Consider the following 22396-nt stretch of genomic DNA (forward strand, 5'->3'; position numbering starts at 1 on the left):
GTGCCCGCCGGTGCCTCAGCGGCTCGCGAGCCATTTTGCGAGCGGCGTCGCCCCGAGCCGTGCTTCGCCGAGTGGGTTCAACGACGTGTCGTCGATGGGAGTGCCGTAGTACAGCGCCGTCCGATCTCCGATCACGGGGCGTGGGTCGCCGGACGCCTTCAGGCGGCGCGCGATGAATTCATTGAAGGGGGCCTTCTCGGGGCCGGCGATATCGATCGTGCCGTTGAGCGGCCGGCCGCTTGCGACCTCCGCGAGGCGATCGACGACGTCGTCGGCCGCGATCGGCTGAAACTGAGCCGTGGGAACGACGATCTTCCCCTCGATTGCGCTTGTGTCGGCAATGGCCGCGAGGAATTCGAAGAACTGGGTGGCGCGCACGATCGAGTAGGGCACCGAGGCGGACTTGATGACGGTTTCCTGCGCCAGCTTGGCACGGAAATAGGCGTTGTCGGGCGAGCGGTCGGTGCCGACGATCGAGAGCGCCACGTGATGCTTCACGCCTGCTGCGGTTTCTGCCGCGACGAGATTCTCGCTCGATTGCTGGAAGAATGCGAGCACCGCTGCCGGCTCCCAGGACGGCGCGTTGGCGACGTCGACGACCACATCTGCGCCCGAAAGCGCTGCGGCAAGGCCTTCCCCGGTTACGGCGTTCACGCCCGATTTCGGCGAAGCTGCCACCGCTTCGTGGCCCTGCTGCTTGAGCTTCGCCACCAGTCTTGATCCGATCAATCCGGTTCCGCCGATCACGACGATCTTCATGGCTTGTCTCCTTGCGATTGTGGGGCGGGAGATGATCGAAGCCAATCGAAACTCACGCCTCCCACGTCACTCATGTGGTGCGAAGTGACTCTAGCCGATCCATGGCGCAGGCTCTTGCCTGTAGCGGGCTTACCTTGCCGGAAAATGCTGCCAGCGTTTTGCCCGACGTGTCAAAATGTTTGGTCGCCGCAAGCGGCGGACTGGCCCTTGAAAATGCTAATGAAAACAATCCCCAGGCTACTGTGCATGGGGTTGTTTCGCAGTTTTGGATGGGACGGGCGACGGCCTCCGATTCCGGGAGGCGGCCGCTGCTCGCCTCACGACCCGCAGACGATCACGCCGTACCAGCCGAGCCCTCGATAGGTCTCGTAGCCCGGCGTGGCATGGAACGCGACCAGTGTGCCCGTGCGTTCCTGATAGAAGCCGGAGCGCTGGCCGTTCAGCGACAGCGAGATGCGCTCGCTGAGGATGCCCTGGCCGTCGGACGCCGCGATCACGCGGAAATTCGAATCGACCAGCAATACGCGCGCCTTGTCGCTGTCGCCGACGCGCACGCCCTGCACGATGGCGCGGGCCTGCGGCTCCCAGTCGAAATGGATGGCGAGAACCCCGATCGGCGCGCCATGGGCCTGGCCGCCGGCGCGGACGCTGGCGCAATAGGTCGCGACCTGCGCATTGCCGAGCAGCGGTTGGTTCTCGACGTCCCCGGCGACATAGTCGTCGCCGGAGCGAAGGGCTCTCGCGTCGCGAAACCATTTGGTGTGGGCGACGTTCTGGCCGACGACGCGGAAGCGGTCGGCGCGGCCGTTGGCGACGACGTTGCCATCGAGGTCGCAGAGCCAGAGATCGAGATAGACGGTGTAGGCCCCGAGGATCACGCCGAGGCGCTGCGAGGCATGGGAGACGGCCGCAGCATTGGACGAGGCTGCGCAATCGACCACGGCGGAATCGGTGGCCCACCAGCGCACGTCGCAGGTGCGTTCGTAGAGATTGCGGTCGATCAGCTCGATCGCGTTGAGCGACAGGTCGACCATCCGCTCGCCGCGGGAGCGCTGGCTCATGCGGTCGATCGAGGCGACGAGATCGCCGGTGCGTTTCGTCAATTGGGTCTCGAGCTCGCGGGCGATGGTTTCGACCTGCTGGCCGACGCCGCGCACCTCCTGTGCCACCACCGCAAAGCCCGCGCCTTGCGCGCCGGCGCGGGAGCTCTCGATCAGCGCGTTCAGCGCCAGCATCTTCATCTGGTTGGTGATCTGCTGGATCGACTTGGTCTTGTCGACCGCGATCTGGTTGACCTCGGCGGTGAGACGGTTGATCAGCGCGGAGACGTCGGAATCATCGTCCGCGGGTTCGGTGGCGATCGGCTTGGCTTTCAGACCCAGCGCAGCAGACATCGGGAACTTCCCTTGGCAATGAGGTCTGATCTGCAATGAACGGGGAACAACGACTTACAGATCGAATACGATTCTTTTTCGAGGATTCCGCCTAACGCCTGCTTAATTTGCTGTTTGGCGGGATGCCTAAATGATAGTCACTCCGGCCTGCCTGCTGGCCATCCACCGCTTTGTGCGTCCCGGCCGTTGCAAATCGCCGGGGTTTCCCAGCCAATCCTTTCAAGCCAGTCGCGGCCCCGAGCGTGTCGCCCGGACCCGAGTTCCCAATCGATAGCCCTCGTCATGACGCCTCCCGCATCCGCGCTCCCCGTCGAAGCGCCCCAGGCCTTCCTGGGCGTGGCGCGCTCGCTCACCGACAAGCTGTGGCGCGACCGGCTCGATGCGCGCGGGGCAGCCCAGGCGCTCGCCATCGTGCAGCGGCACCAATTGCCGGAACTGCTGGCGCGGGTGCTGGCCGGCCGCGGTGTCGACATCGATGCCGTCGCCGACTTCCTCGATCCGACCATCCGAAAGCTGCTGCCGGACCCGTTCACGGTGACGGAAATGGAGGCCGCCGCCAAACGCATCGCGGATGCCGCGACCAGGGGCGAGAAGGTCGCGATCTTCGGAGACTACGACGTTGATGGCGCGACCTCGGCGGCGCTGCTGGCCTGGCATCTGCGCCATTGCGGGCTCGATCCGCTGATCCACATTCCCGACCGGATTTTCGAGGGCTACGGCCCCAACACGGAAGCGGTGCGCGCGCTCGCGGGCAAGGGCGCCACGCTGCTCGTGACCGTCGATTGCGGCACCACCAGCATCGAGCCACTCGCCGAGGCCAAGCGCCTCGGCATGTCCGTGGTCGTGATCGACCATCACCAGGCTGGCACGGAGCTGCCGGTGGTGGATGCGCTGGTCAATCCGAACCGGCTCGACGATCTCTCCGGCCTCGGTCATCTCGCCGCTGTCGGCCTCGTGCTGGTGACGCTGGTCGCGGTCAATCGCGAGCTGCGGCAGCGTGGCTTCTGGACCAGCGAAATGCCGGAGCCCGATCTCCTGGGCATGCTGCATCACGTCGCGCTCGGCACCGTCGCCGACGTCGCGCCGCTGATCGGCCTCAACCGCGCTTTCGTCGCCAAGGGGCTGATCGCGATGCGTCGGCGCGACCATGTCGGCCACACGGCGCTGATGGACGTGGCGCGGCTCAACGGCCCGCCGGAGGCCTGGCATCTCGGCTTCATGCTGGGCCCGCGCGTCAATGCCGGCGGCCGTATTGGCCGCGCCGATCTCGGCGTGCGGCTGCTGCTCGAAGGCGACAGCGTCGAGGCGGCGCGGATCGCGGCCGAGCTCGACCGTCTCAACAGCGAACGTCGCGTCATCGAGCAGGCGGCGGAAGCCCAGGCCGAAGCCGAAGCGCTGGCCTCGATCGGGCTGGAGGACAAGCTCGCCGTGATCGTCACGGCCTCGGAAGGCTGGCATCCCGGCGTGGTCGGCCTCGTTGCCTCCCGCCTGAAGGAGAAGTTCTCGCGGCCCGCCTTTGCCATTGCGCTGGAGCCGGGCGGCATCGGCACGGGCTCGGGCCGTTCGATCGCCGGCGTCGATCTCGGCAAAGCAGTGCGGCAGGCGGTCGCCGACGGCATTCTGCTCAAGGGCGGCGGCCACGCGATGGCTGCGGGCGTGACGCTGCGGAAGGAGAAGCTCGCCGAATTCCGCGCCTATATCGAGAGCGCGCTGGCGCGCGACGTCGCCGAGGCGCGCCACGTCAACGAGCTCTATATTGACGGCGCGGTCACCGCCCGTGCGGTGACGCCGGAGCTGGCGACGACGCTCAACCGCGCCGGTCCCTTCGGCAGCGGCAATCCGGAGCCGGTGCTGGCGCTGCCGTCGCACCAGCTCGTGTTTGCCGACGAGGTCGGGCAGGCGCATCTGCGCCTGCGCTTCAAGGCGGGCGACGGCGCCATCGTCAACGGCATCGCGTTCCGTTCGGTCGGCCAGAAGCTCGGCAATGCGCTGCTCGCCAATCGCGGCCAGCCGATGCACGTTGCGGGCTCGCTCTCGGTCGATCGCTACCAGGGCGCCGAGCGTGTGCAATTCCGTGTCGTCGACGTCGCGCTACCGGACCAGGGGCCATCCGTGATTAGATGACGCATGATCCGGAAAAGTGCGAAGCGGTTTTCCGACAAAGATCATGCGCAAAAAATAACGGCCTCGAACGACAAGAAAAGGGAGTGAGCATGGCAGGGCAGGTTGAGGGCAAGGTCGCGCTGGTGACGGGTGGCGCCTCCGGCATAGGCGAGGCCATCGTCGAGCTGTTCGCGCGCGAGGGCGCGAGTGTCGTCGTCACCGATATCGACGAGCTGCGCGGCCCGGAGCTCGCTAGGCGCGTAACAAACGTGGGCGGCAAGGCGATCTTCCTGGAGCAGGATGTCACCAGCGAAGAGCGCTGGATCGAGATCGTCGCCGAGATCGCAAAGCGCTTCGGCCGGCTCGACGTGCTCGTCTCCAATGCGGGTATCGGCATTTCCGTGCCGTCGATCGTCGACATGACGCTCGCCGACTGGCGCAAGCAGAACGCGATCAACCTCGATGGCGTGTTCCTCTCGGTCAAGCATTGCCTGCCTTTGATGCGCAGGACCGGCGGCGGCTCGATCATCATGATGTCCTCGCTGGCGGGCCTGCGCGGCTCGCCCGGATTGTCGGCCTATTCGGCGACGAAGGGCGGCGTGCGGCTGTTCGCCAAGTCGATCGCGATGGAATGCGCGGCTGCGGGCGATGGCATCCGGGTCAACTCGGTTCACCCCGGCATCATCGACACCCCGATCTGGGGCAAGATCCCGACGGGGGCGGCCGGCGCCGGCCAGAACGCTCCGATCGATCCGGAGGAGCGCGCCCGCGTCGTCACGCCGCTTGGCCGCGCCGGCCACGCCGCGGAGATCGCTTCGGGCGTGCTGTATCTCGCTTCCGATGCCTCGCGCTACGTCACCGGCAGCGAGCTCGTCATCGACGGCGGCATGAACGCCGGCGGCGTGCCGCGGCGCGCTTGAGCTGCGCAGGGCAGGGTGGCTGCCACAGGGGCTGACGCGCAGGCGTTGCCCCTGTACAAGATGAGCAACTGCCAACCGACAGAGGTTTTACTCGCCATGGCGCACAGCCTTCACGCGTCCTCGCCCGCGCCGCATCGTTCGAACCGGCCCGATCTCGCCACCGACGCGATCCGCACCGCGCGCGAGGATCTCGCCGCCTGCTTCCGCATGGCCGCGCGCAACGGCTTTGAGGAGGGCATCTGCAACCACTTCTCGGCGGTGGTGCCGGGCCATGACGACCTGTTCCTCGTCAATCCCTACGGCTACGCCTTCCGCGAGCTAACCGCGTCGAAGCTGTTGATCTGCGACTTCCACGGCAATGTCCTCGACGGCGAGGGCGTGCCCGAGGCGACCGCGTTCTACATCCATGCCGAGATGCACAGGCTGCTGCCGCGCGCCAAGGCCGCCTTCCACACCCACATGCCCTATGCGACGGCGCTGTCGATGACCGAGGGCGAGCCCCTGATCTGGGCCGGCCAGACCGCGCTGAAATTCTACGGCCGCACCGCGGTCGACCGCGACTACAGCGGCCTCGCGCTCGACAGCCGCGAAGGTGCCCGCATCGCGTCCGCCGTCGGCGATGCCGACATCGTTTTTATGAAGCATCACGGCGTGATGGTGCTGGCGCCGACCATCGCGGAGGCCTGGGACGATTTGTATTATCTCGAGCGCGCCGCTGAGGTGCAGGTGCTGGCGATGTCGACGGGGCGGAAGGTGCTGCCGGTCGATCCCGCCGTTGCGGCGGAGACCTACAGGCAGATGCGCGAGGGCGATTCCGAATCCGCGCGGCTGCATCTCGCCGCGATCCGGCGGCAGCTCGATGCGGTGGAGCCGCAATATCGGCACTGACCACGATGTCATTCCGCGGCGCGCGAGCTGCGCTGCGTATCAGCGGGCCGCGTTGAACTCTGACTTCAGCCAGTGTCGTACAGCCTCGACCGGCTCGGTGAGCGGCCGGTCGCGGCTGCGGACCAAGTGCAGCGAAGAGCCTTCCAGCTCCGGCCCGAATGGTGCGATCAACGTTCCCTGCGAAAGTTCGTCGGCGACGAGCACAAGACTGTGCAAAGCGATACCAGCACCCGCGACGGTTGCCTGGATGGCATGGGTTTCATCGCTGAAACGCACGCCGGCGCGCGCATCAACGTCGTTAATGCCGGCCGTCTTGAGCCAGCGCCGCCAGGTCGGATTTCGGGCATCACGACGGTGCCAGTCGAAATGTAGCAGCGTTGCTGAGCGCAGGTCGCTCGGTCTTCGGATGCCCAAGCGCGGACTGACCACCGGCGCGAAACGATCGACCGTGAGCGGCTCGGCAATCAGATCGGGATAAGGACCGGAACCGTAGCGAAGTGCGAGGTCCGCGGTCGAATTGAGATCGGCCACCTCCAAGCTCGCAAGCAATGTGAGATCAATGTCGGCTCTGCTCTTTCGGAGCCCAGCAAGACGCGGCACCAGCCATTTGGCTGTGAAAGCCGGCGTCGCCGAAAGTGTGACCACCGCCCGGCGTCGCTTCCGGCTCAATCCTTCCAGAACACGCGCAAACGCATCAAAGCCGTCGCGCAGGACTGGAAGCAGGACCTGTCCTTCCGCGGTGAGCAGAACCTGCCGGGTCCGGCGCTCGAACAGCCTGACCCCGACCGTCTGCTCCAGCTGTCGCACCTGATGGCTGATCGCGGTCGGCGTGACGTGAAGCTCGTCGGCCGCGCGCTTGAAGCTGAGGTGACGTGCCGCCGCTTCAAATGCACGCAATCCCGCCAGCGGAGGAAGCCTTCTCATCGCGAACTCGAGGATGAATGCAGTTCATCCATAAGCTGAGCAACTTTCGTTTGTCAACGACGGGGCCTGAACCGATCTATTGGGCAAACAGATGAGAGGAGTGCTGCAATGCAACTGCTACAAATCGATTCAAGCGCGCGGTTGGAGCCTTCAGATGCAAATCCGCGCGGTTCGCACACCAGGCGTCTAACTCAGCGTTTCGTCCAGCGATGGCTACAGTCGCGGCCGGGGGATCGCGTCGTCAGCCGCGACCTCGGTCGCTTCGCACCGGGCCCGGTGACGGACGGCTGGGTCAAAGCGGCCTTCGCGAAGCCCGATCGGCGCGAGCCATGGATGAGCGAGGCTTTGGCGGAAAGCGATGCGCTGGTCGACGAGTTGATCTCAGCTGATCTGATCGTCGCGGGCGTGCCAATGTACAACTTCGGTGTGCCAGCGCAGTTCAAGGCATACATAGACAACGTCGTTCGGGTCGGACGCACGTTCGGCTTCGACCGATCACGCCCGGACGATCCATATTCGGCGCTGCTTGCGGGCATGGACAAGCGTCTTGTCCTGCTCGGCTCGCGCGGAGACTACGGGTACGATCCGGGCGGGCGCATGGCCGCCGTCAATCATGCCGAAGGAGCCGTCCGGGACGTGTTTGCTTTCATCGGGATCACGGCCTTCCACAGCATCGCAGTCGAGTACGACGAATTCGCCGACGATCGGTTGCAGGCGTCGATTGCCGCGGCCGAGCGTGCCGTGGATGACCTCGTCGACGAGCTGCTGAAGCTCACAGAACAGCGAAACGCGGCTTAAGGGTCGGCTGCAGCTGCGGCGGAGGCGCCAGCGCCGAGCTCCCAGCCGTGCTAGTTGGTTTGCCGCAGCTTGGCCAGCACCTTCAGCCCGCCGTAGCCGTCGGCGGGCGCGATCCCGACCTTCTGCTGAAACTCCTTGACTGCCTTCATGGTGTCGTTGCCAACCCGGCCGTCGGTGCCGCCCGTGTCGAAGCCGGCCTTGGTCAGGCGCGTCTGCATCTCCTGCACTTCGGCGAGCGTCAACGCCCGCTCGGAGCCCGGGAAGGGCTGGATGAAGGGCGGGGCTCCCAGGCAGCGATCCCCGAGATGGCAGATCGCCAGCGCGTAGTTCATGGAAGGGTTGTAGCTCTTCACCGAGTAGAAATTCGGCCCGAGCAGGAAGGTCGGCCCGCCCGCAACCGGCGTCCACATCTGCGCGGATGCATTGGGCTGCGGAAATGATTGGCCGTCGGCACGAGTCACGCCGGCCGCCTGCCAGGCCGCAAACGTCCGGCTGCCGCTCATGTTGGCGGGCGCGCGCACCTCGTAGCCCCAATGCTCGCCGCGGTGCCACTTGCCGCGATTGACGAGATATTTTGCGGTCGAGCCCAGCGCATCGTCGGGCTTGCCGAATGGCGAGACCTTGCCGTCGCCGTCATAGTCGATACCGACATTGAGCCAGACCTCCGGCATCCATTGCGAATGACCCATCGCGCCGGCCCATGATCCGCGCATGTCCTCAGGCGTGGACCAGCCCTTGTCGACGATGCGCAGTGCATTGATCAGCTCGGTCTCCCAATAGGCCTTGCGGCGCGGCTCGTTCCAGGCGAGCGCGGCGAGCGAGGGAAACACCGGCCGCATGTGGTTCTGCTGCACCAGCGGATCGCCATAGGCGGACTCGACGCCCCATAGCGCCAGCAGCGTGCCGCGCTCGACCCCGAAATCGCGCTCGATGCGGGCGAACAGCGCCTCGTTGTTCTTCAGCGCGATCTTGCCGTTGATGATGCGCCAGTCCGAGACGCGGCGGTTGATGTACTGCCAAACCTGCTCGCGGAATTCGGGCTGGTTGCGCATCTGCGCAAACACGCTCATGTCCGGTTCGACCCGTCCCATCGCGCGCTGCCATGTCGCGGCGGAAATACCTTTTGCCATCGCGCGCGCACGAAAGCTCTCGCGCCATTCGTCGAAGCCGGGAGGCGCGGCGAGAGCGCGGGTGGGAAGCGCGAGCAAAGCGGCTGCACCGAGCGTCGACTGGAGCAGGGCGCGGCGTGTATGACGGGGCGAGGAATCAGTGTGCTTCATGGGCACATTCTAGCCGGAAACATGGCACGCGTGAGTCGGTTCCGAAACGGCCGCGTGCGTCAACTCGGCCCGACCCCGTCGGTCGTTCCCACCGGAACAAGTGCCCCACTCCCGCATTCCTCCCACGCCAGAGGAGAATAGTCGGTCCTGGTACGGCCGGCCTTCCTGTTCATCGAATCGTCGGGGTGGAATGAAGATACGCACGCACGCCGAAAGCCATATCGTCGAACTCGACGACGGATCGCAATGGAAGATCTTTCCCGGCGACCTCGCGACGACGCTGAGCTGGAAGCCCGAAACCGATTTGCGTCTGGAGCCGAGCGGTGAGCGGGTGAGTTCGCACGTGCTGGTCAATCCCGCCGACCAGACCCGGGTGCGGGTGATCGCGGCGGACGAGAGCTGGCCGGACGGCGCAGTTAAGAACGCCTTGAAAGGCGGGTAGCACCAGCGGCCACGACAGCCGCGAATGCCGGTCGCCTAGTCCTCCTGAAGGTCAGCCGCGATTCCGGCAAGCCAACGCCGGATCGCGGTTTCCGCCTTTGCATCCAAATTGCGAGCGAGCCGCTTCTCCAATTCGAGCACACGCTGCCGGCACGTCTTCAAAAGAGTCGCGCCTCGCGGCGTCAGCGTCCATTGCTGGATGCGGCCGTGAACGGGATGAGGCGTCATCGCAATCGCGCCGTCGCGTTCGAGATTGCGGATGATGACGCCGACGGTCTGGGGCGTCAGGAAGGTGAGGCGGGCGACATCGGCCCCCGACAAGCCCGGATAGGCGTTCAGCATCGTCAGCACCGCGAATTGCGGCGAGGTCACGCCGAGATCGGCGAGCGTGCGCTCCATCGTCAGGCGAACCGCGGCGTGGGCCTGGCGCAGCAGGTAGCCGAGATAGCCTTGCTCGCCGCGCTTGCCTTCGCCCGGTGCCGGGACATGCACCGCGCCGGCTGCAACGGCCTTGCGGCCCGATTGCAATGTCATGACATTCGTCTTGCGCGACATATAAGAGCTCTTATAATGTATCTGAGCTCTTATAATAAGCCGAGGTGAATGGCAATGGCACACGCCCGCAGCGAATACGAGGATTTCAAGCGGATCGCGCCCGATGCGTTTGATCTGGTGCTGGCGCTGGGCCAGCTTGCGGCCAAGGCCGGCCTCGACAAGCAGCTGCTCGAGCTGGTCAAGCTGCGCGCCTCTCAGATCAACGGCTGCGCGTTCTGCGTGCAACACCACGTCCTGCTGTCGGAACGGATCGGCGTTCCCCTCGACAAGCTCCATCTGCTCGCGGTCTGGCGCGAGGCGCCGATCTTTTCGCCGCGCGAGCGGGCTGCGCTCGCCTGGGCCGAGGCGCTGACCTGTTTGCCGGACGGCGTCAGCGAGGAGGTCTACGCGGAAGCGTCCGGCGAATTCTCCGAGACTGAACTGACGTACCTGACCTCGGCGGTCGCCTCGATCAACGTCTGGAACCGTTTTGGCGCGGCGTTTCGCTGGACGCCTGCAAAGCGGCCGGCGGCCGCCGTTGCCGCTTCGTCCTGACGGGGAGAGGGGAAGATCACGATGACAGCCATGAGCCTTTCAGCCGTGCAGTACCCGTTGCCGTCACGTTCGACAGCGTTCGCCGTCATCGCAGGATTAGTTTGCGCGCTGGCAATCGGCAAAGCTCTGCCGGTGACGATCGACAGCGTGTCCAGCGCCCTCGCGCCGCTCTGCGCGACGGCGGCGGAAGGCTCGCCGCTCGATAAGGTTGAGCCGATCGGCTCCTACGCGCTTCCGAACGTGCCCGGCAAACGCGTTACCATCGTGCGCGTGTCCTATGGTCCAGGCGGGTTTTCGCGCCCGCATCGTCACTCCGGCTCCGTCACCGCCTACATCACCAAGGGCGAGATCCGCTCGCAGCTCGGCGGCGGCCCGGTCGAGACGTTTGGCGTCGGCCAGTCCTTCTTCGAACCGCCGGGCTCGACGCATCTGGTCTCGGCCAATGCCAGCATGACCGAGCCGGCGGAACTGATCGCGGTGTTCGTGGCGGATGAGGGCGCGCAGCTGACGACGTTCCTGGAATAGGCTGCGCGCGTCATCCGCAATGGCTGTGCTCAGGCCGATCGCGATCGCCTCAACCGCTTCCAGGCCGGCGCGAGTCCGTATTGGACGACCGGAATGGCAACCGCGCCGACGAGCAGTCCAAGCGCACCCGAGATGGCTGCCTCGACCGACCATTCGACGATGCCGGCAACGGATGGAAGGAGATGTGCGGCAGCCTCGGTTATGGCATGGACCGTGTGGCCGATCGCGGGTGGGCCGTACTTCTCGATGCCGTGCAGGATGATGCCACCGCCGACCCAGATCATGGCGGCGGTGCCGATCGTGCTCAGCACCGCCAGGAAAACGGGCATGCCGCGGACGAGCGCGCGCCCAAGCAATCGGATCGCGCCGCCGGCGAGCGAGGCGCCGTCGAACCGCGCGAGGGCGATGCCAGCATCGTCCGCCTTCACGATCAGGGCCACCACGCCATAGACGCCAACAGTGATGAAGAGGCCGACCAGCGCCAGCACCAGCGCCTGCGTCCAGATGCTGCCCGCCGGGAGGGCCGCCAGCGTGATCGCCATGATCTCCGCCGACAGGATGAAATCCGTCTTGATGGCGCCAGCGACCTTCTCGTCCTCGACCGACTGGGCATTCAACGCAATCGGCTCGAGCTGAGCTTCGTGCTGGTGCGCATGATGCGGCATCACGGCTTCGAGCACCTTTTCGGCGCCCTCATAGCAGAGAAAGGCGCCGCCCAGCATCAGCAGCGGCGTGACCGCAGCGGGAAGGAAATAGCCGAGCAGCAGGGCAATCGGCAGCAAGATCAGCAGTTTGTTGCGTAGCGATCCGACCGCGATCTTGCCGACGATCGGCAGCTCGCGTTTCGAAGCAAAACCGATGACGTAGTTCGGCGTGACCGCCGCATCGTCGATGACCACGCCAGCCGCCTTTGTGCCTGCCTTGGCTGCCTGGCTGGCGATATCATCGAGCGACGCTGCAGCCACCTTAGCGATCCCCGCGATGTCGTCGAGAAGACCGATCAGTCCGACACTCATCAACCTATCCTTCTTCGTTCGAGCGGGGGCGCGACCAGAGGCTTTCCTGCCCGCTCCGGCAACGAACCAGTACGCTCTCAGTTCTGCTCGCCGCCCGCTCCCTCGCGCAGGTCAGGCTTGAGCACGTCTTCCGGCAGCGCATGGGCCACCGGCTGCGCCGTGACCGCGATCTCCGGGCCGATCTCGCGGCCGCGCGCGCGGATCAGCCGTTCATAGGCCGAGACCAGCGTCACGTAGGGGCTGACCCAGATCCAGCCATCGCGGGTGAATACCTGGACGTCGAAATGCAGGTGCATCGAGGTGCCGGCGGGACGGTCGAGGTAGTTCGAGATCACGCCGATCTTCTCGCCTTCGGTGACGATGCGGCCGTTGAGCACGCCATCGGCGTTCATCGCATGCGGATTCATGTGCATGTAGCGGAAACGAATGTGCTCGGTGCGGCTATTGACCTGAAGCGTTGCGGCCTGGTCCTTGGCTCCACGGATGACGATTGCGTCACGCACGGCGACGACGCCGCGCCGCTTGGGATCGCAGGGCTCGCGGCCTTCACCGGGCGAAGGGCAGTCGGCGGCGCGGATGTCCTCGCCCTGGTGGCCGTAACCTCCGCCGCATTGCCACACCTCGAAACTGCGCGACTCGCAGAAATTGTCGCGCCAGGGATAGGCGGTCGGGCCTTCGCTCTTGTCGCGCTTGCCGAAGGATTGGGAGCGCACGAAGGCGGGCGCCTTCTCCAAGGGAAAGCGGATCTGGGCATAGGCCATGGCGTCGGGATGACCGCCCTGCTTGCGGTAGCCGGTGTTCGGAATGATGTCGCCGCTCGGCCGGTAGCTGAAATCCGGTGAACGCACCGCGGGGCGATCGATAATGTTGGACGCAACGTCCGCCAGGGGCCGCATGCGCTGGCCGCCTGCGACGCGCAGTGCCTTCAGGAAGCGCTCGGCGACTGGATAGGCCTCCTTGCAGGCGAGCCGCCGTGGCCTCGCGACACTGTCGAGGCACTGGATCGAGACCACATAGGCGGCGCCGAAGCGGGTGAAGGCATAGCGCACATAGCCTTCCCGGATGAACCTGCGCAGATCCGGGTAGGTTGCGGCGAGCGGCTTGACTGGCTCGCCCTTGCCCCCGGCCGGATCGGCGATGTCGTAGAGCAGCGCCGAGCCCGTGATCTGCACCTCGACAGGCTTTGCGTACACCCGGCTCGGCATGCCGTCACCGGCGCCGGGCTCGAGCGAGAAGGTCGCGCTGTAGCCGGCAGGACCGGCATCGAACATGTCGACGGGATTGAAGTCGGCTTGGTAGCGCGCCAGCGCGAGCGTCGCCGGCGCGCCGCTGCGCTGCGCATCGAGATACGCGGCGGCGTCGAACGGCAGCAGCACGGGGACGGGACTTCGGGTAATGCCGGTGAAGAAGCGCGAGGAGACCGCGTTGAGCTGCACCAGTGCCGGCATCGCGCGCGGATCGTAGCGCGGCACCGAACGGCGCGGTGCGAAGATGAAGTCGCCCGCAATTTGCGGACGGCTGTTGATCTCGCTGCGAAGCTGGTCGAGCGCCGCGCGCCACTCGATGCGCAGGGCCGTCAGCGAGGGGCTGCGGAATTCATCCGCAGCGATCGGTGCGGCAACGAGAAGCGACGGCCACGCCAGGAGAAGCGAGACGAAGCGGAGACTGTTCCTGCCCACTGCTTCGCCCCCCGGCGGTACCTGTTCCGATCCTCGATGGCTCGCTTAGTCCTTGGCACGCTCGGAGTAGGAACCGTCTTCGGTCATCACCACAATGCGCGTGCCGACCGAGATGTGCGGCGGCACGGTGGTGCGCACGCCGTTGGACAGCACCGCCGGCTTGTAGGAGGAGGAGGCGGTCTGGCCCTTGGTCACCGGCTCGGTCTCCACCACTTCCAGCGTCACGCGCTGCGGCAGTGCGATCGACACCGGATTGGTGTCATGCATCGACAGTTTGACGGTCATATCCGGCTGAAGATACGCGGCCGCGTCGCCGACGACGTCCTTGGAAACCTGAACCTGGTCGTAGGTCTCGGGGTTCATGAAGTGGTAGCCATCGCCATCTTCGTAAAGGAAGGTGTAGTTGCGCTCTTCGATGGTGGCCTTTTCGACCTGGTCGGTGGTCTTGTAGCGTTCCGAGATCTTTACCCCGTCCGAGATTCGGCGCATTTCGATCTGGCTGACCGGGGTTCCCTTGCCGGGATGGATGTTCTCGGCGCTCACGACGACATAGAGCTTGCCGTCTTGCTCGATCACGTTGCCCTTGCGAATAGAACTGGCGATGACTCTCAAAGCTGTATTTCCTGCTTGCTTGGCCCGGCACCAGCCAGGACGTGGTCGAATTGCTGGGGGACTTGGGGCCTCAAATCGGACCTCGGCACCCGTTTCGGGCCGCAACATACTGATTTTGCCGTTGGATGCCAGCATTTTGCTGCCGGCCGGGGCGGTGGGTTGATGGCTGGGGACAAGCCGATGTCGCCGTTTTGGTCGCCCGCGCGCCACCTCGACCGACGGCCGTTCCTCCAGGCAAGGGGCGCCGTGACCGGAGCTTTGCGGGGGTTTTTCGCCGAACAGGGGTTTGTGGAGGTCGAAACCTCCATTATCCAGGTCTCTCCGGGCAACGAGACCCATCTGCACGCCCCCAGGACCGAGATCATGCGGCCCGATGGCAGCCGGGCCAGCCGATACCTGCGCACCTCCCCCGAATTCGCCTGCAAGAAGCTGCTGGCGGCGGGCGAGACGCGGATTTTCGAGTTCGCACGGGTGTTCCGGGACCGCGAGCGCGGCGACCTGCATCTGCCCGAGTTCACCATGCTGGAATGGTACCGGGCGGGAGCGCCCTATGATGCCATCATGGCCGATTGCGTCGTCGTGATCGCCCGAGCGGCGCAGGCGACCGGGATCGAAGCCTTCTCCTTCCGCGGCCGGACCGCCGATCCCTTCGCCGAGCCGGAGCTCCTGACGGTCGCGGGCGCCTTCGCGCAGTTCGCCGGCATCGACCTGCTGTCGACAATCTCGGGCGGCGAGGGTAACCGTGCGGCGCTTGCCGCTGCGGCAGCCGGGAAGGTCCGTGTCGCCGAGGACGACACCTGGTCCGACATCTTCAGCAAGGTCCTGGTCGAGCACGTCGAGCCGCAGCTGGGGCAGGGGCGTTTGACCATCCTGTTCGAATACCCATCTCCAGAGGCGGCACTGGCGCGGGTGAAGACGGACGATCCGAGGGTCGCCGAACGTTTCGAGGTCTATGCCTGCGGCGTCGAGCTCGCCAACGGCTTTGGAGAGCTGACCGATGCCGAGGAGCAGCGCAAACGCTTCACGGAATCCATGACGGAGAAGCAGCGCCGCTATGGCGAAGCCTATCCGCTCGACGAGGATTTTCTGGCGGCGGTCGCCGCAATGCCGGAGGCGAGCGGTGTCGCGCTCGGCTTCGACCGGCTGGTGATGTTGGCGAGCGGCGCCACACGAATTGATCAGGTGGTGTGGACACCGCCTGCGGATGAGAGATGACAAAGACGAACCTTGCACGCACCCTGCGCGAACCTGCCGAGCTGGTAGCCGAGGGCCTGGCGCCCGCATCGGCGCTGCCGGCGCTCGAACGCGTCGCCGCGCGCTATGCCGTGGCGATCACGCCGGATCTGGTCGGGCTGATCGATGCGACGGATCCCGACGATCCCATCGCGCGGCAGTTCGTTCCTGTTTCGGCCGAGCTCGAGGCGCAGCCGGGCGAGAATGCCGATCCGATCGGCGATCACCCGCATTCGCCGGTCGCGGGAATCGTGCACCGCTATCCCGACCGCGTGCTGTTCAAGCTCGTGCACGTCTGCGCGGTCTATTGCCGCTTCTGCTTCCGCCGCGAGATGGTCGGGCCCGGCAAGGAGAATGCGCTGTCGGAGAGCGCCTATCGCGCCGCGATCGACTACATCCGGTCGCATGGCGAGATCTGGGAAGTGATCCTGACCGGCGGCGATCCCCTGATGCTGTCGCCCCGGCGGATGAGCGAGATCATGGCCGACCTTGCGGCCATCGATCACGTCAAGATCATCCGTCTCCACACCCGTGTCCCGGTGGCCGAACCCGCGCGCGTCAGCGCGGAGATGGTTGCAGCCCTGAAGGTTGCGGGCGCGGCCACCTGGGTCGCGGTACACGCCAATCACGCGCGCGAACTGACGGGAGCCGCGCGCGATGCCTGCGCGCGGCTCGTCGATGCTGGAATTCCCCTGGTGAGCCAGTCCGTGCTTTTGCGCGGCGTCAATGACGACATCGCCGCTCTCTCGGATTTGATGCGAGCTTTCGTCGAATGCCGGATCAAGCCCTATTATCTGCACCACGGCGATCTCGCCCCGGGAACGGCGCATCTGCGCACGACGTTGGCAGCGGGGCAGGCCTTGATGCGGCAGTTGCGCGGGCGGGTGTCGGGTTTGTGTCAGCCGGACTATGTCATCGACATTCCCGGCGGTGCCGGCAAGTCGCCGGTGGGTCCGAATTACGTGTCGGCGGTGAAAAATACCGCAAACGAGACAAGTGAAGCGGAATCAGAAACGCGCTATCGTATCGTCGACTATTGCGGCGACGTTCATCTCTATCCGCCCGAAGCATGAGTGGCGATGGCATCGACGCTGACTTGAGTGCTGGGCTTGGACGCTGATTTGAGAATGGAGAAATGGACATGACGAAGATCATGCTGGCAGTATCGCTCGTGGTCTTGCTTGGCGGCGCGGCTGTTGCGCAGACCGGCGGCTCCAAGGGGTCGACCTCAAGCGGCGCATCGTCCGGATCGGTGTTGCCGGCGCCGGTCGGTCATCGCCAGCCGCGTGCCAGCGATGTGCCTAGCGAGAAGAATCTGAGCGATGCGAACGATCCGCTCAGCAAGGAAAACCAGGCGCTCGACAAGAAGATCAAGAGCATCTGCCGCGGCTGCTGAGGCTTTACACCTCTCCCCGTCGGGGAGAGGTGAGGAACGAGGCATCCTAAACTCGTGATCCGTCAGGCTGACCTCTCGTGCAGTCCGGCGCGCTGGATATTGCGGCGAATCTCGACCGCGTCGGCGAGCTGCTCGAGCGTCTTCGCCGTCGTTGCCCAGTCGATGCAGCCGTCCGTGATGCTCTGCCCGTAAGTGAGCGGCTTGCCCGGCACGACATCCTGGCGGCCGGCGACGAGGTTGCTCTCGATCATCACGCCCATGATGCGGCTCTCGCCGCCAGAGATCTGGCGGGCGATGTCGGCCATCACCAGCGGCTGGTTCTCCGGCTTCTTGCTCGAATTGGCATGGCTGGCATCGACCATCACCAGCGGGGCAACGCCGGATTTGGTCAATTCGTTGCAGGCCGCCGCAACGCTTGCCGCGTCGTAGTTCGGCTCAGCTCCGCCGCGCAGGATGATGTGGCAGTCCTCGTTGCCGGCGGTCGAGGCGATCGCCGAGCGTCCGAGCTTTGTGACGGCCATGAAATGATGGGGATGCGAGGCTGATTTCACCGCGTCGGCCGCGATCCGCACATTGCCGTCGGTGCCGTTCTTGAAGCCGACCGGGCAGGACAGGCCCGAAGCCAGCTCGCGATGGATCTGGCTCTCGGTCGTGCGCGCGCCGATCGCGGCCCAGGAGACGAGGTCGGCGATGTATTGCGGCGTGGTCATGTCGAGGAACTCGGTGCCGGCGGGCAGGCCGAGATTGTTCACCGCCGCGAGCACGTTGCGCGCGAGCCGCAGCCCCTTGTTGATGTCGAAGCTGCCGTCGAGGTCGGGATCGTTGATCAGGCCCTTCCAGCCAACCGTGGTGCGCGGCTTCTCGAAATAGACCCGCATCACGATCTCGAGCTGATCGGCGAGATCCTCGCGAAGCTTTGCGAGCCGCTCGGCATAGTCGAGCGCCGCCTTGGGATCATGCACCGAGCAGGGGCCGACGACGACCAGAAGGCGGTCGTCCTGATTGCTCAGGATGGCATGGATGGCGTTGCGCGCGGCCATCACCACACGCGTCGCAGTGAGCGTGCGCGGGACCTCCCGCATCACCTCTTCCGGCGTGCTCAGTTCTTTCAGTTCGCGGATACGAAGATCGTCGGTCGTGCTCAGCACGGCGGGCTCCTGTCTGTTTTAGAACCTGCCGGCCAATAAAAAAGCCGCCAGGTCTGGCGGCTGTTCGGACGTTTGCTGCAATGTTTCAGATTGAGCGCGATCCTCCCGCCGCCAGCGAGCTGTCGTAGCTAAAATACCAAAAATAGCTGGTGGCGACGGTGATCATGGAAAGGCCATATAGCGTGCCGCTGACGCCTTGTCACCCCCCAATCAGAATGTGGAGCGACGAGGCGCCTCAACTGTTGCCTTTGCGTGCCGCCAGCGCCATTCCGATCAGGGTGGCGCCGCCGAAGAGCAGGTTGATACCGACGAGGACGCCAATGGCCCACTCCGCCGAGCTCGGCAGCCCCGTGATCACCATGAACGAGATCGCGATGTCGACGAGGCCCGAGATCAGCAGCCATGACCAGCGGCCGCTGAGCTCACGGCGGTGCTCCAGCGCGTACATGATAGTGGCGACGCCCTCGGCGAGGAAATAGGCGCCGAGCACGATAGTCAGCGTCAGCACGGCCTGCATCGGCCGGGCCAGCAGCAGCAGGCCGGTGAGCACGGCCAGCGCAGCCGAAATCAGCGACCACCAGAAGCCCGGCGTGCTGCGCGCCCAATAGGTCGCGATCAGTCCGCCGATGCCGCCGATCAGGAACATCCAGCCGAGGAAGATCGCAGTCGCAAGACTGGCGAGCGGCGGCAGGATGAGCGCAGCAATGCCGAGGACGGCAAGCAGGATCCCTTCGAACAGAAAAGCCTTCCAATGTGCCTTGACCGCCTGGTTCATCTCGGATTGGAGGCGGACAAATTCCTCGGGCGATGTCATCGTCTGGCTCCGGAACGAGAGGATTGCGTCCCAATCTAGTGGGCCTGTCGCGCGTTCGCCATGCGTTGGATCAAGTGCCGCCGGGCGCCGACGAAAAGCCTTCTGCGTTGGTGCGAATGCGGTTGCGGCCGAGAATGTAGATCGCCGATGTGACAATCAGAAGCGCTAGGCCGAGCAGGATCGAGACGAAACCGATCGGAATCAGCGCCAGCGTCAGGTTGCGCTCGGGGTTGATCAGCCAGTGATGAATCGAGGTCAGGACGAAGGCGAGCCCGACGAAGCCGATGCCGCCGCCGGCGAGCAGCAGCGCCCACATCCGGCGCAGCTGGCTGAGCCGCTCGCGCGCGACATCGGTTCGCGGCGCGTGGTGGCGCGCGACGCGCCGCACCAGGCGGATGGCGAAGGCAATCGAGCTGAAGCCGATCAACAGGCTTGCAGCGCCCAGCCACATGCGGAGCGTCGGATCGAGATCGGGCATGCGCTGGAGCGTCAGCAGCGGGAAGTCGAAGGCCGTATGGAGCGCAAGCGGGCCGCCGAAGATCAAGAGCCGGCTGGAGAGACGGGCCCAATCGCGATGGTGGCGGTTTGCGCCAAGCGCCGTGCCGGCGCGCGCGATGGTCAGGTAGGCGCCGGCGATGATGCCGAGCGCGCCGTGGAACGGCACGGTCAGGACGCTGCGCAGCGCGGCGAGCGAGCGCCACATGTCGGCGTGATGGACCAGGTAGGCGAGATTCTCGTAGGCGGCGAAGCCGAGGCCGACCGCGGCGCCGTAGACCACTGTGTCCATCGGATTGGCAAAGGTGCGCCGCTTGGTCGAGGAGACCAGCACGATGGCGAGCACCTTGACTGCCTCCTCGGGCAGCGCGACGCCGAAGATCGAATGCATGGCCAGCGCCGCCCAGGGATCGTCGGGGGCGGCGACCATCTTGGCGAAGGGGGCGCGGGCGAGACCCAGCAGAGAAATGCTGGCCGCGCCTAACAGGAATGCGGTCCAGACCTGGGCCGGCGGCCCGGGGCGTTCCTCGGCAGCGATGACGAGCCAGAGCAACAGCAGCGCCGGGGCGATAGCGGCAGTTCCAATGACGGTGGGGAGCGCTTCGATCAGGTACATTGGCGCCGAAAATAGGTTCCCTTGATCCGCTTATCTACGCTCACCGATGCGACCATGTGTCATGCGCCGGCTGTCGGCTTCCTGAAGGCGTGCGACAGCTGCCGTTCATCCGGGCTCATTGTGGGGAGTAGAATGCGAGCGCAATCAATCGCATGATGGCAGAAGCTCGCCAGTCACGGCAACGATTGCCCGGCACGCTGGGGATTGTGATTTGCAAGCCAGTTCAAGGAAATGCGCGGGATTCCTCGATTCCTGGCTTACCCGGCCCATCGGCCCGCGGGCGCGAGGCCCTCGCCTGGATGCAGCGCCAGCGCCTTCCGAGCTCAGTGCGTGGTGATCGCGGGCGGCGCGTCGGGTGCGACGTCGAAGGCGCCGAGATGGAATTCCTCGCCGGCGAACTCGTTTGACTCGGAACTCTGTGCCAGCAGCGTGAACGCGGCCTGCGGGTATCGCTTCCAGATCTCCAGATCGCCGGCGGTGATGGTGAGCCAGCCGAACGTGTACATGTAGCGTCCGGGCTCGGTGACCCGGCCGACCCTGTCCCAGGTGATCTTGTCGACTGCCATTCGGTCCCCCGATCGCAAGTCTGCAAAATGACGTCCGGCCCGAGGCCCAGACCTGCAAAAGCTGATCCGGCATTGGGGCCGCTATAGGGCGGCGAATTCAGGCCGACTTCAGCAAGGGCGCGCGGACGATCAGGCGGACGAGGTCGTCCCGGTCCAGCTTTTCGGCGAATTTGACCGCAAAGCCGTGCTCGAACTTGCGGATCACCCGCCCGACACAGGCGCCGACCGCAAGCGGGGTTCCGACCACCGGATCATACTCGGAGGACACCGCGACGCCGGCCGTCGAGACGTCGATGATGAAGCACGGGTGACTGCTGCCGTCCGCGAGGGTCAGCACGGTGTGCGAGACCTGCGGAACGAAACGCGCGTCGCGCCGCAGCTCCCGAACATTGGCATCCTTCTGCTTCTTCTCGAGCCAGGTCAGCTTTTCCGACATCCAGGCGCGCCGCGCCCGCGTCATCTCGAGCTCCATCAGGAAGCCCTGCTTCAGTGTCGCGCTGATCGTGCCCTGGAATTCGCCGAAATCCTCGAAGTAGGAGGTCAAGCGCTCGCCGACCTTGCCGACCACGGGCACGTCCACGATCATCCGGAACGGCGAGACGCGCTTGGTCCGGCAGGCGAAGCTGCGGAGCTTGCCCTCGCAATCGTACCAGCGGGGCAGCGAGTAGCTGCCGCTGACCGCAACATCCACTGCTCGCTGCCTCAGGAAGTCTGCGACGGACATGAGCGCTGACCGGGGGTTCGGGTGATTGCCGTAGTTCCACGGTAGCGAACAAATTCTAAGCAAATGATACTGCTGCCTAAGAGCTGGGGTGAATTTTCGGTAAATGGCCCGGGTCGGCAGAGCAGCGGGAAGCGCGGCATAAGCGACGGCTAGCGAGGTCCGAACAGCACCAGGATCGCCAATGCGGCAAAGGCGAACTGGATCATCGTCCATATCAGTCCGTTCGGACGGATCTCCCATCGTAGGCGCGGCAATGCGCGCCGGAGCGCGAGCGCCGTCAATGCTTCGATGAAGGCGAGCAGAATGGCAATGCCGGCCAGGGAAGACCAGGACTGGGTCGGAGGCATCCAAGACGCGAACCAGGCGGGAACCGAGGCTTTCAGGGGGCCGAGCAACGCGAACCATCCGAACCAGAATACAAAGCGCTTGACGAGGTCTTGGCCGATCGTTTCGGGCTCGAGGCGGATACCGATGCTTGCCAGCGAGCTTTCGATGCGCTCGCCATCCGTCAGGAAGAGAAAGGCACCGAGGTAGAGCGGAACGCGCGAATGGAAGAGCAGGGCGATGACACCGAACAGCACGATGTAGCCGAAGGCATCGCCGAGAATGTCAGCGACGGCCTTGCCTGACCGCTCCGGCGAGGGCGGCGTCAACGCCGCCTGGCGCTCCGGCAGTGATTGGAGGTGGGCCATGTGCGCGAGCATCTTGGCGCGCCGGTCCGGCGCATGCCGGCGCGGGTGGCGCAGCCATATGGGAAGCGCCGGCATCGGGGATGCGTCTGCGATGTCGTCATTGTGCTGCGGCATGGGCCTCGACCGTTTCGACCTGACATTGGTCGGAGACGAGGAGCGAGGAGGTTCATGCTGCCACGGCGGCTTTGCGCCTCTGGCGCCCCCTAGCGGAATCGAACCGCTCTCTCCACCGTGAAAGAGATGAGAATAGGTCCATGGCCGTCCACCTCCGTAACAATAGACAT

The 22396-nt window shown here is 65.3% G+C and carries 24 protein-coding genes; 10 read left to right on the forward strand and 14 right to left on the reverse strand.

Features of this window, described 5'->3' with window-relative positions; translation table 11 throughout:
• Positions 1–15 precede the first annotated feature (15 nt).
• Together ACVWYQ_RS03615 and ACVWYQ_RS03620 are read right to left on the reverse strand one after the other, a co-directional pair.
• Positions 16–759, reverse strand: a complete 744-nt coding sequence (locus ACVWYQ_RS03615) for an SDR family oxidoreductase (protein ID WP_271546619.1) — start codon at positions 757–759, stop codon at positions 16–18.
• A gap of 317 nt (positions 760–1076) precedes the next feature.
• Positions 1077–2153, reverse strand: coding sequence for a methyl-accepting chemotaxis protein (locus tag ACVWYQ_RS03620; RefSeq protein ID WP_404541285.1), 1077 nt, complete (start codon positions 2151–2153; stop codon positions 1077–1079).
• Positions 2154–2435: 282 nt separating this feature from the next.
• On the opposite strand from ACVWYQ_RS03620, the gene recJ reads away from it, so the two are divergent.
• The 3 genes from recJ to ACVWYQ_RS03635 all read left to right on the forward strand — a co-directional run bounded on the left by recJ (position 2436) and on the right by ACVWYQ_RS03635 (position 6064).
• Positions 2436–4277: a single-stranded-DNA-specific exonuclease RecJ gene (gene recJ / locus ACVWYQ_RS03625; RefSeq protein ID WP_404541284.1), complete on the forward strand. Its 1842-nt coding sequence runs from the start codon at positions 2436–2438 to the stop codon at positions 4275–4277.
• An 89-nt stretch (positions 4278–4366) separates the two neighbouring features.
• Positions 4367–5176 (forward strand): SDR family NAD(P)-dependent oxidoreductase, encoded by an 810-nt coding sequence (locus ACVWYQ_RS03630; RefSeq protein WP_271546613.1) that lies wholly within the window; start codon positions 4367–4369, stop codon positions 5174–5176.
• Between the two features lie 96 nt (positions 5177–5272).
• Positions 5273–6064 carry an aldolase gene (locus ACVWYQ_RS03635; RefSeq protein ID WP_404541281.1) on the forward strand — a complete coding sequence of 264 codons (792 nt, stop codon included), beginning with the start codon at positions 5273–5275 and terminating at the stop codon, positions 6062–6064.
• A 39-nt stretch (positions 6065–6103) separates the two neighbouring features.
• Here the strand turns inward: ACVWYQ_RS03635 and ACVWYQ_RS03640 are convergent, their stop codons facing one another.
• Positions 6104–6988: a LysR substrate-binding domain-containing protein gene (locus ACVWYQ_RS03640; RefSeq protein ID WP_404541279.1), complete on the reverse strand. Its 885-nt coding sequence runs from the start codon at positions 6986–6988 to the stop codon at positions 6104–6106.
• Positions 6989–7096: 108 nt separating this feature from the next.
• On the opposite strand from ACVWYQ_RS03640, the gene ACVWYQ_RS03645 reads away from it, so the two are divergent.
• Complete coding sequence (locus ACVWYQ_RS03645) at positions 7097–7786, forward strand: FMN-dependent NADH-azoreductase (RefSeq protein WP_404541277.1); 690 nt, start codon at positions 7097–7099, stop codon at positions 7784–7786.
• A gap of 50 nt (positions 7787–7836) precedes the next feature.
• Here ACVWYQ_RS03645 and ACVWYQ_RS03650 read toward each other — a convergent pair whose 3' ends face one another.
• Positions 7837–9066, reverse strand: a complete 1230-nt coding sequence (locus tag ACVWYQ_RS03650; RefSeq protein WP_404541275.1) for a lytic murein transglycosylase — start codon at positions 9064–9066, stop codon at positions 7837–7839.
• Positions 9067–9256: 190 nt separating this feature from the next.
• On the opposite strand from ACVWYQ_RS03650, the gene ACVWYQ_RS03655 reads away from it, so the two are divergent.
• Positions 9257–9508 carry a hypothetical protein gene (locus ACVWYQ_RS03655; RefSeq protein WP_271546604.1) on the forward strand — a complete coding sequence of 84 codons (252 nt, stop codon included), beginning with the start codon at positions 9257–9259 and terminating at the stop codon, positions 9506–9508.
• Positions 9509–9543: 35 nt separating this feature from the next.
• Here ACVWYQ_RS03655 and ACVWYQ_RS03660 read toward each other — a convergent pair whose 3' ends face one another.
• Entirely contained in the window at positions 9544–10062 is a 519-nt protein-coding gene (locus ACVWYQ_RS03660) for a MarR family winged helix-turn-helix transcriptional regulator (protein ID WP_157285853.1), read from the reverse strand.
• Between the two features lie 54 nt (positions 10063–10116).
• Between ACVWYQ_RS03660 and ACVWYQ_RS03665 the strand changes: the two genes are divergently transcribed.
• Both ACVWYQ_RS03665 and ACVWYQ_RS03670 read left to right on the forward strand, forming a co-directional pair.
• The gene (locus ACVWYQ_RS03665) at positions 10117–10596 is read left to right on the forward strand and encodes a carboxymuconolactone decarboxylase family protein (RefSeq protein WP_157285852.1); all 480 of its coding nucleotides are present in this window, start codon (positions 10117–10119) and stop codon (positions 10594–10596) included.
• Positions 10597–10617: 21 nt separating this feature from the next.
• Positions 10618–11121, forward strand: a complete 504-nt coding sequence (locus tag ACVWYQ_RS03670) for a cupin domain-containing protein (RefSeq protein ID WP_225141852.1) — start codon at positions 10618–10620, stop codon at positions 11119–11121.
• A gap of 29 nt (positions 11122–11150) precedes the next feature.
• Here the strand turns inward: ACVWYQ_RS03670 and ACVWYQ_RS03675 are convergent, their stop codons facing one another.
• The 3 genes from ACVWYQ_RS03675 to efp form a co-directional block, all read right to left on the reverse strand.
• The gene (locus ACVWYQ_RS03675; RefSeq protein ID WP_271546600.1) at positions 11151–12137 is read right to left on the reverse strand and encodes a DUF808 domain-containing protein; all 987 of its coding nucleotides are present in this window, start codon (positions 12135–12137) and stop codon (positions 11151–11153) included.
• Positions 12138–12214: 77 nt separating this feature from the next.
• Positions 12215–13816 carry a M23 family peptidase gene (locus ACVWYQ_RS03680; protein ID WP_456725429.1) on the reverse strand — a complete coding sequence of 534 codons (1602 nt, stop codon included), beginning with the start codon at positions 13814–13816 and terminating at the stop codon, positions 12215–12217.
• 45 nt (positions 13817–13861) lie between these two features.
• Positions 13862–14428, reverse strand: coding sequence for an elongation factor P (gene efp / locus ACVWYQ_RS03685; RefSeq protein ID WP_028136595.1), 567 nt, complete (start codon positions 14426–14428; stop codon positions 13862–13864).
• Positions 14429–14590: 162 nt separating this feature from the next.
• Between efp and epmA the strand changes: the two genes are divergently transcribed.
• The 3 genes from epmA (at position 14591) to ACVWYQ_RS03700 (ending at position 17057) form a co-directional block, all read left to right on the forward strand.
• Entirely contained in the window at positions 14591–15643 is a 1053-nt protein-coding gene (gene epmA / locus ACVWYQ_RS03690) for an EF-P lysine aminoacylase EpmA (RefSeq protein WP_271546596.1), read from the forward strand.
• Complete coding sequence (locus ACVWYQ_RS03695; protein WP_456725430.1) at positions 15640–16734, forward strand: lysine-2,3-aminomutase-like protein; 1095 nt, start codon at positions 15640–15642, stop codon at positions 16732–16734. The genes epmA and ACVWYQ_RS03695 overlap by 4 nt, the downstream gene beginning before the upstream one ends.
• A 68-nt stretch (positions 16735–16802) precedes the next feature.
• Positions 16803–17057, forward strand: coding sequence for a hypothetical protein (locus tag ACVWYQ_RS03700; protein ID WP_157285847.1), 255 nt, complete (start codon positions 16803–16805; stop codon positions 17055–17057).
• A gap of 62 nt (positions 17058–17119) precedes the next feature.
• On the opposite strand, the gene ACVWYQ_RS03705 is transcribed toward ACVWYQ_RS03700, so the two are convergent.
• From ACVWYQ_RS03705 to ACVWYQ_RS03730, 6 genes are all read right to left on the reverse strand, one after another.
• A complete protein-coding gene (locus tag ACVWYQ_RS03705; protein ID WP_271546593.1) occupies positions 17120–18205 on the reverse strand; it encodes a 3-deoxy-7-phosphoheptulonate synthase in 1086 nt (361 codons plus the stop codon).
• Positions 18206–18440: 235 nt separating this feature from the next.
• A complete protein-coding gene (locus ACVWYQ_RS03710) occupies positions 18441–19019 on the reverse strand; it encodes an HdeD family acid-resistance protein (RefSeq protein ID WP_275509755.1) in 579 nt (192 codons plus the stop codon).
• A gap of 70 nt (positions 19020–19089) precedes the next feature.
• Positions 19090–20130 carry a PrsW family glutamic-type intramembrane protease gene (locus tag ACVWYQ_RS03715; protein WP_271546589.1) on the reverse strand — a complete coding sequence of 347 codons (1041 nt, stop codon included), beginning with the start codon at positions 20128–20130 and terminating at the stop codon, positions 19090–19092.
• A gap of 323 nt (positions 20131–20453) precedes the next feature.
• On the reverse strand, positions 20454–20696 hold the full coding sequence (locus ACVWYQ_RS03720) for a hypothetical protein (protein ID WP_198399898.1): 243 nt from the start codon (positions 20694–20696) through the stop codon (positions 20454–20456).
• Positions 20697–20793: 97 nt separating this feature from the next.
• Positions 20794–21420 (reverse strand): PilZ domain-containing protein, encoded by a 627-nt coding sequence (locus tag ACVWYQ_RS03725; RefSeq protein ID WP_456725431.1) that lies wholly within the window; start codon positions 21418–21420, stop codon positions 20794–20796.
• A 149-nt stretch (positions 21421–21569) separates the two neighbouring features.
• Entirely contained in the window at positions 21570–22226 is a 657-nt protein-coding gene (locus tag ACVWYQ_RS03730) for a hypothetical protein (RefSeq protein WP_456725432.1), read from the reverse strand.
• Between the last annotated feature and the right edge of the window lie 170 nt (positions 22227–22396).

Source organism: Bradyrhizobium sp. USDA 3397, from assembly GCF_054060965.1.

Coding starts and splice junctions, on each gene's coding strand:
- ACVWYQ_RS03660 (WP_157285853.1), bottom strand. CDS start 10,062: ATGTCGCGCAAGACGAATGTCATGACATTGCAATCGGGCCGCAAGGCC.
- ACVWYQ_RS03620 (WP_404541285.1), bottom strand. CDS start 2,153: ATGTCTGCTGCGCTGGGTCTGAAAGCCAAGCCGATCGCCACCGAACCC.
- ACVWYQ_RS03725 (WP_456725431.1), bottom strand. CDS start 21,420: ATGTCCGTCGCAGACTTCCTGAGGCAGCGAGCAGTGGATGTTGCGGTC.
- epmA (WP_271546596.1), top strand. CDS start 14,591: ATGGCTGGGGACAAGCCGATGTCGCCGTTTTGGTCGCCCGCGCGCCAC.
- ACVWYQ_RS03715 (WP_271546589.1), bottom strand. CDS start 20,130: ATGTACCTGATCGAAGCGCTCCCCACCGTCATTGGAACTGCCGCTATC.
- ACVWYQ_RS03675 (WP_271546600.1), bottom strand. CDS start 12,137: ATGAGTGTCGGACTGATCGGTCTTCTCGACGACATCGCGGGGATCGCT.
- ACVWYQ_RS03655 (WP_271546604.1), top strand. CDS start 9,257: ATGAAGATACGCACGCACGCCGAAAGCCATATCGTCGAACTCGACGAC.
- ACVWYQ_RS03700 (WP_157285847.1), top strand. CDS start 16,803: ATGACGAAGATCATGCTGGCAGTATCGCTCGTGGTCTTGCTTGGCGGC.
- ACVWYQ_RS03630 (WP_271546613.1), top strand. CDS start 4,367: ATGGCAGGGCAGGTTGAGGGCAAGGTCGCGCTGGTGACGGGTGGCGCC.
- ACVWYQ_RS03730 (WP_456725432.1), bottom strand. CDS start 22,226: ATGCCGCAGCACAATGACGACATCGCAGACGCATCCCCGATGCCGGCG.
- ACVWYQ_RS03615 (WP_271546619.1), bottom strand. CDS start 759: ATGAAGATCGTCGTGATCGGCGGAACCGGATTGATCGGATCAAGACTG.
- ACVWYQ_RS03720 (WP_198399898.1), bottom strand. CDS start 20,696: ATGGCAGTCGACAAGATCACCTGGGACAGGGTCGGCCGGGTCACCGAG.
- ACVWYQ_RS03640 (WP_404541279.1), bottom strand. CDS start 6,988: ATGAGAAGGCTTCCTCCGCTGGCGGGATTGCGTGCATTTGAAGCGGCG.
- ACVWYQ_RS03635 (WP_404541281.1), top strand. CDS start 5,273: ATGGCGCACAGCCTTCACGCGTCCTCGCCCGCGCCGCATCGTTCGAAC.
- ACVWYQ_RS03695 (WP_456725430.1), top strand. CDS start 15,640: ATGACAAAGACGAACCTTGCACGCACCCTGCGCGAACCTGCCGAGCTG.
- ACVWYQ_RS03650 (WP_404541275.1), bottom strand. CDS start 9,066: ATGAAGCACACTGATTCCTCGCCCCGTCATACACGCCGCGCCCTGCTC.
- ACVWYQ_RS03645 (WP_404541277.1), top strand. CDS start 7,097: ATGCAACTGCTACAAATCGATTCAAGCGCGCGGTTGGAGCCTTCAGAT.
- ACVWYQ_RS03710 (WP_275509755.1), bottom strand. CDS start 19,019: ATGACATCGCCCGAGGAATTTGTCCGCCTCCAATCCGAGATGAACCAG.
- ACVWYQ_RS03665 (WP_157285852.1), top strand. CDS start 10,117: ATGGCACACGCCCGCAGCGAATACGAGGATTTCAAGCGGATCGCGCCC.
- ACVWYQ_RS03670 (WP_225141852.1), top strand. CDS start 10,618: ATGACAGCCATGAGCCTTTCAGCCGTGCAGTACCCGTTGCCGTCACGT.
- recJ (WP_404541284.1), top strand. CDS start 2,436: ATGACGCCTCCCGCATCCGCGCTCCCCGTCGAAGCGCCCCAGGCCTTC.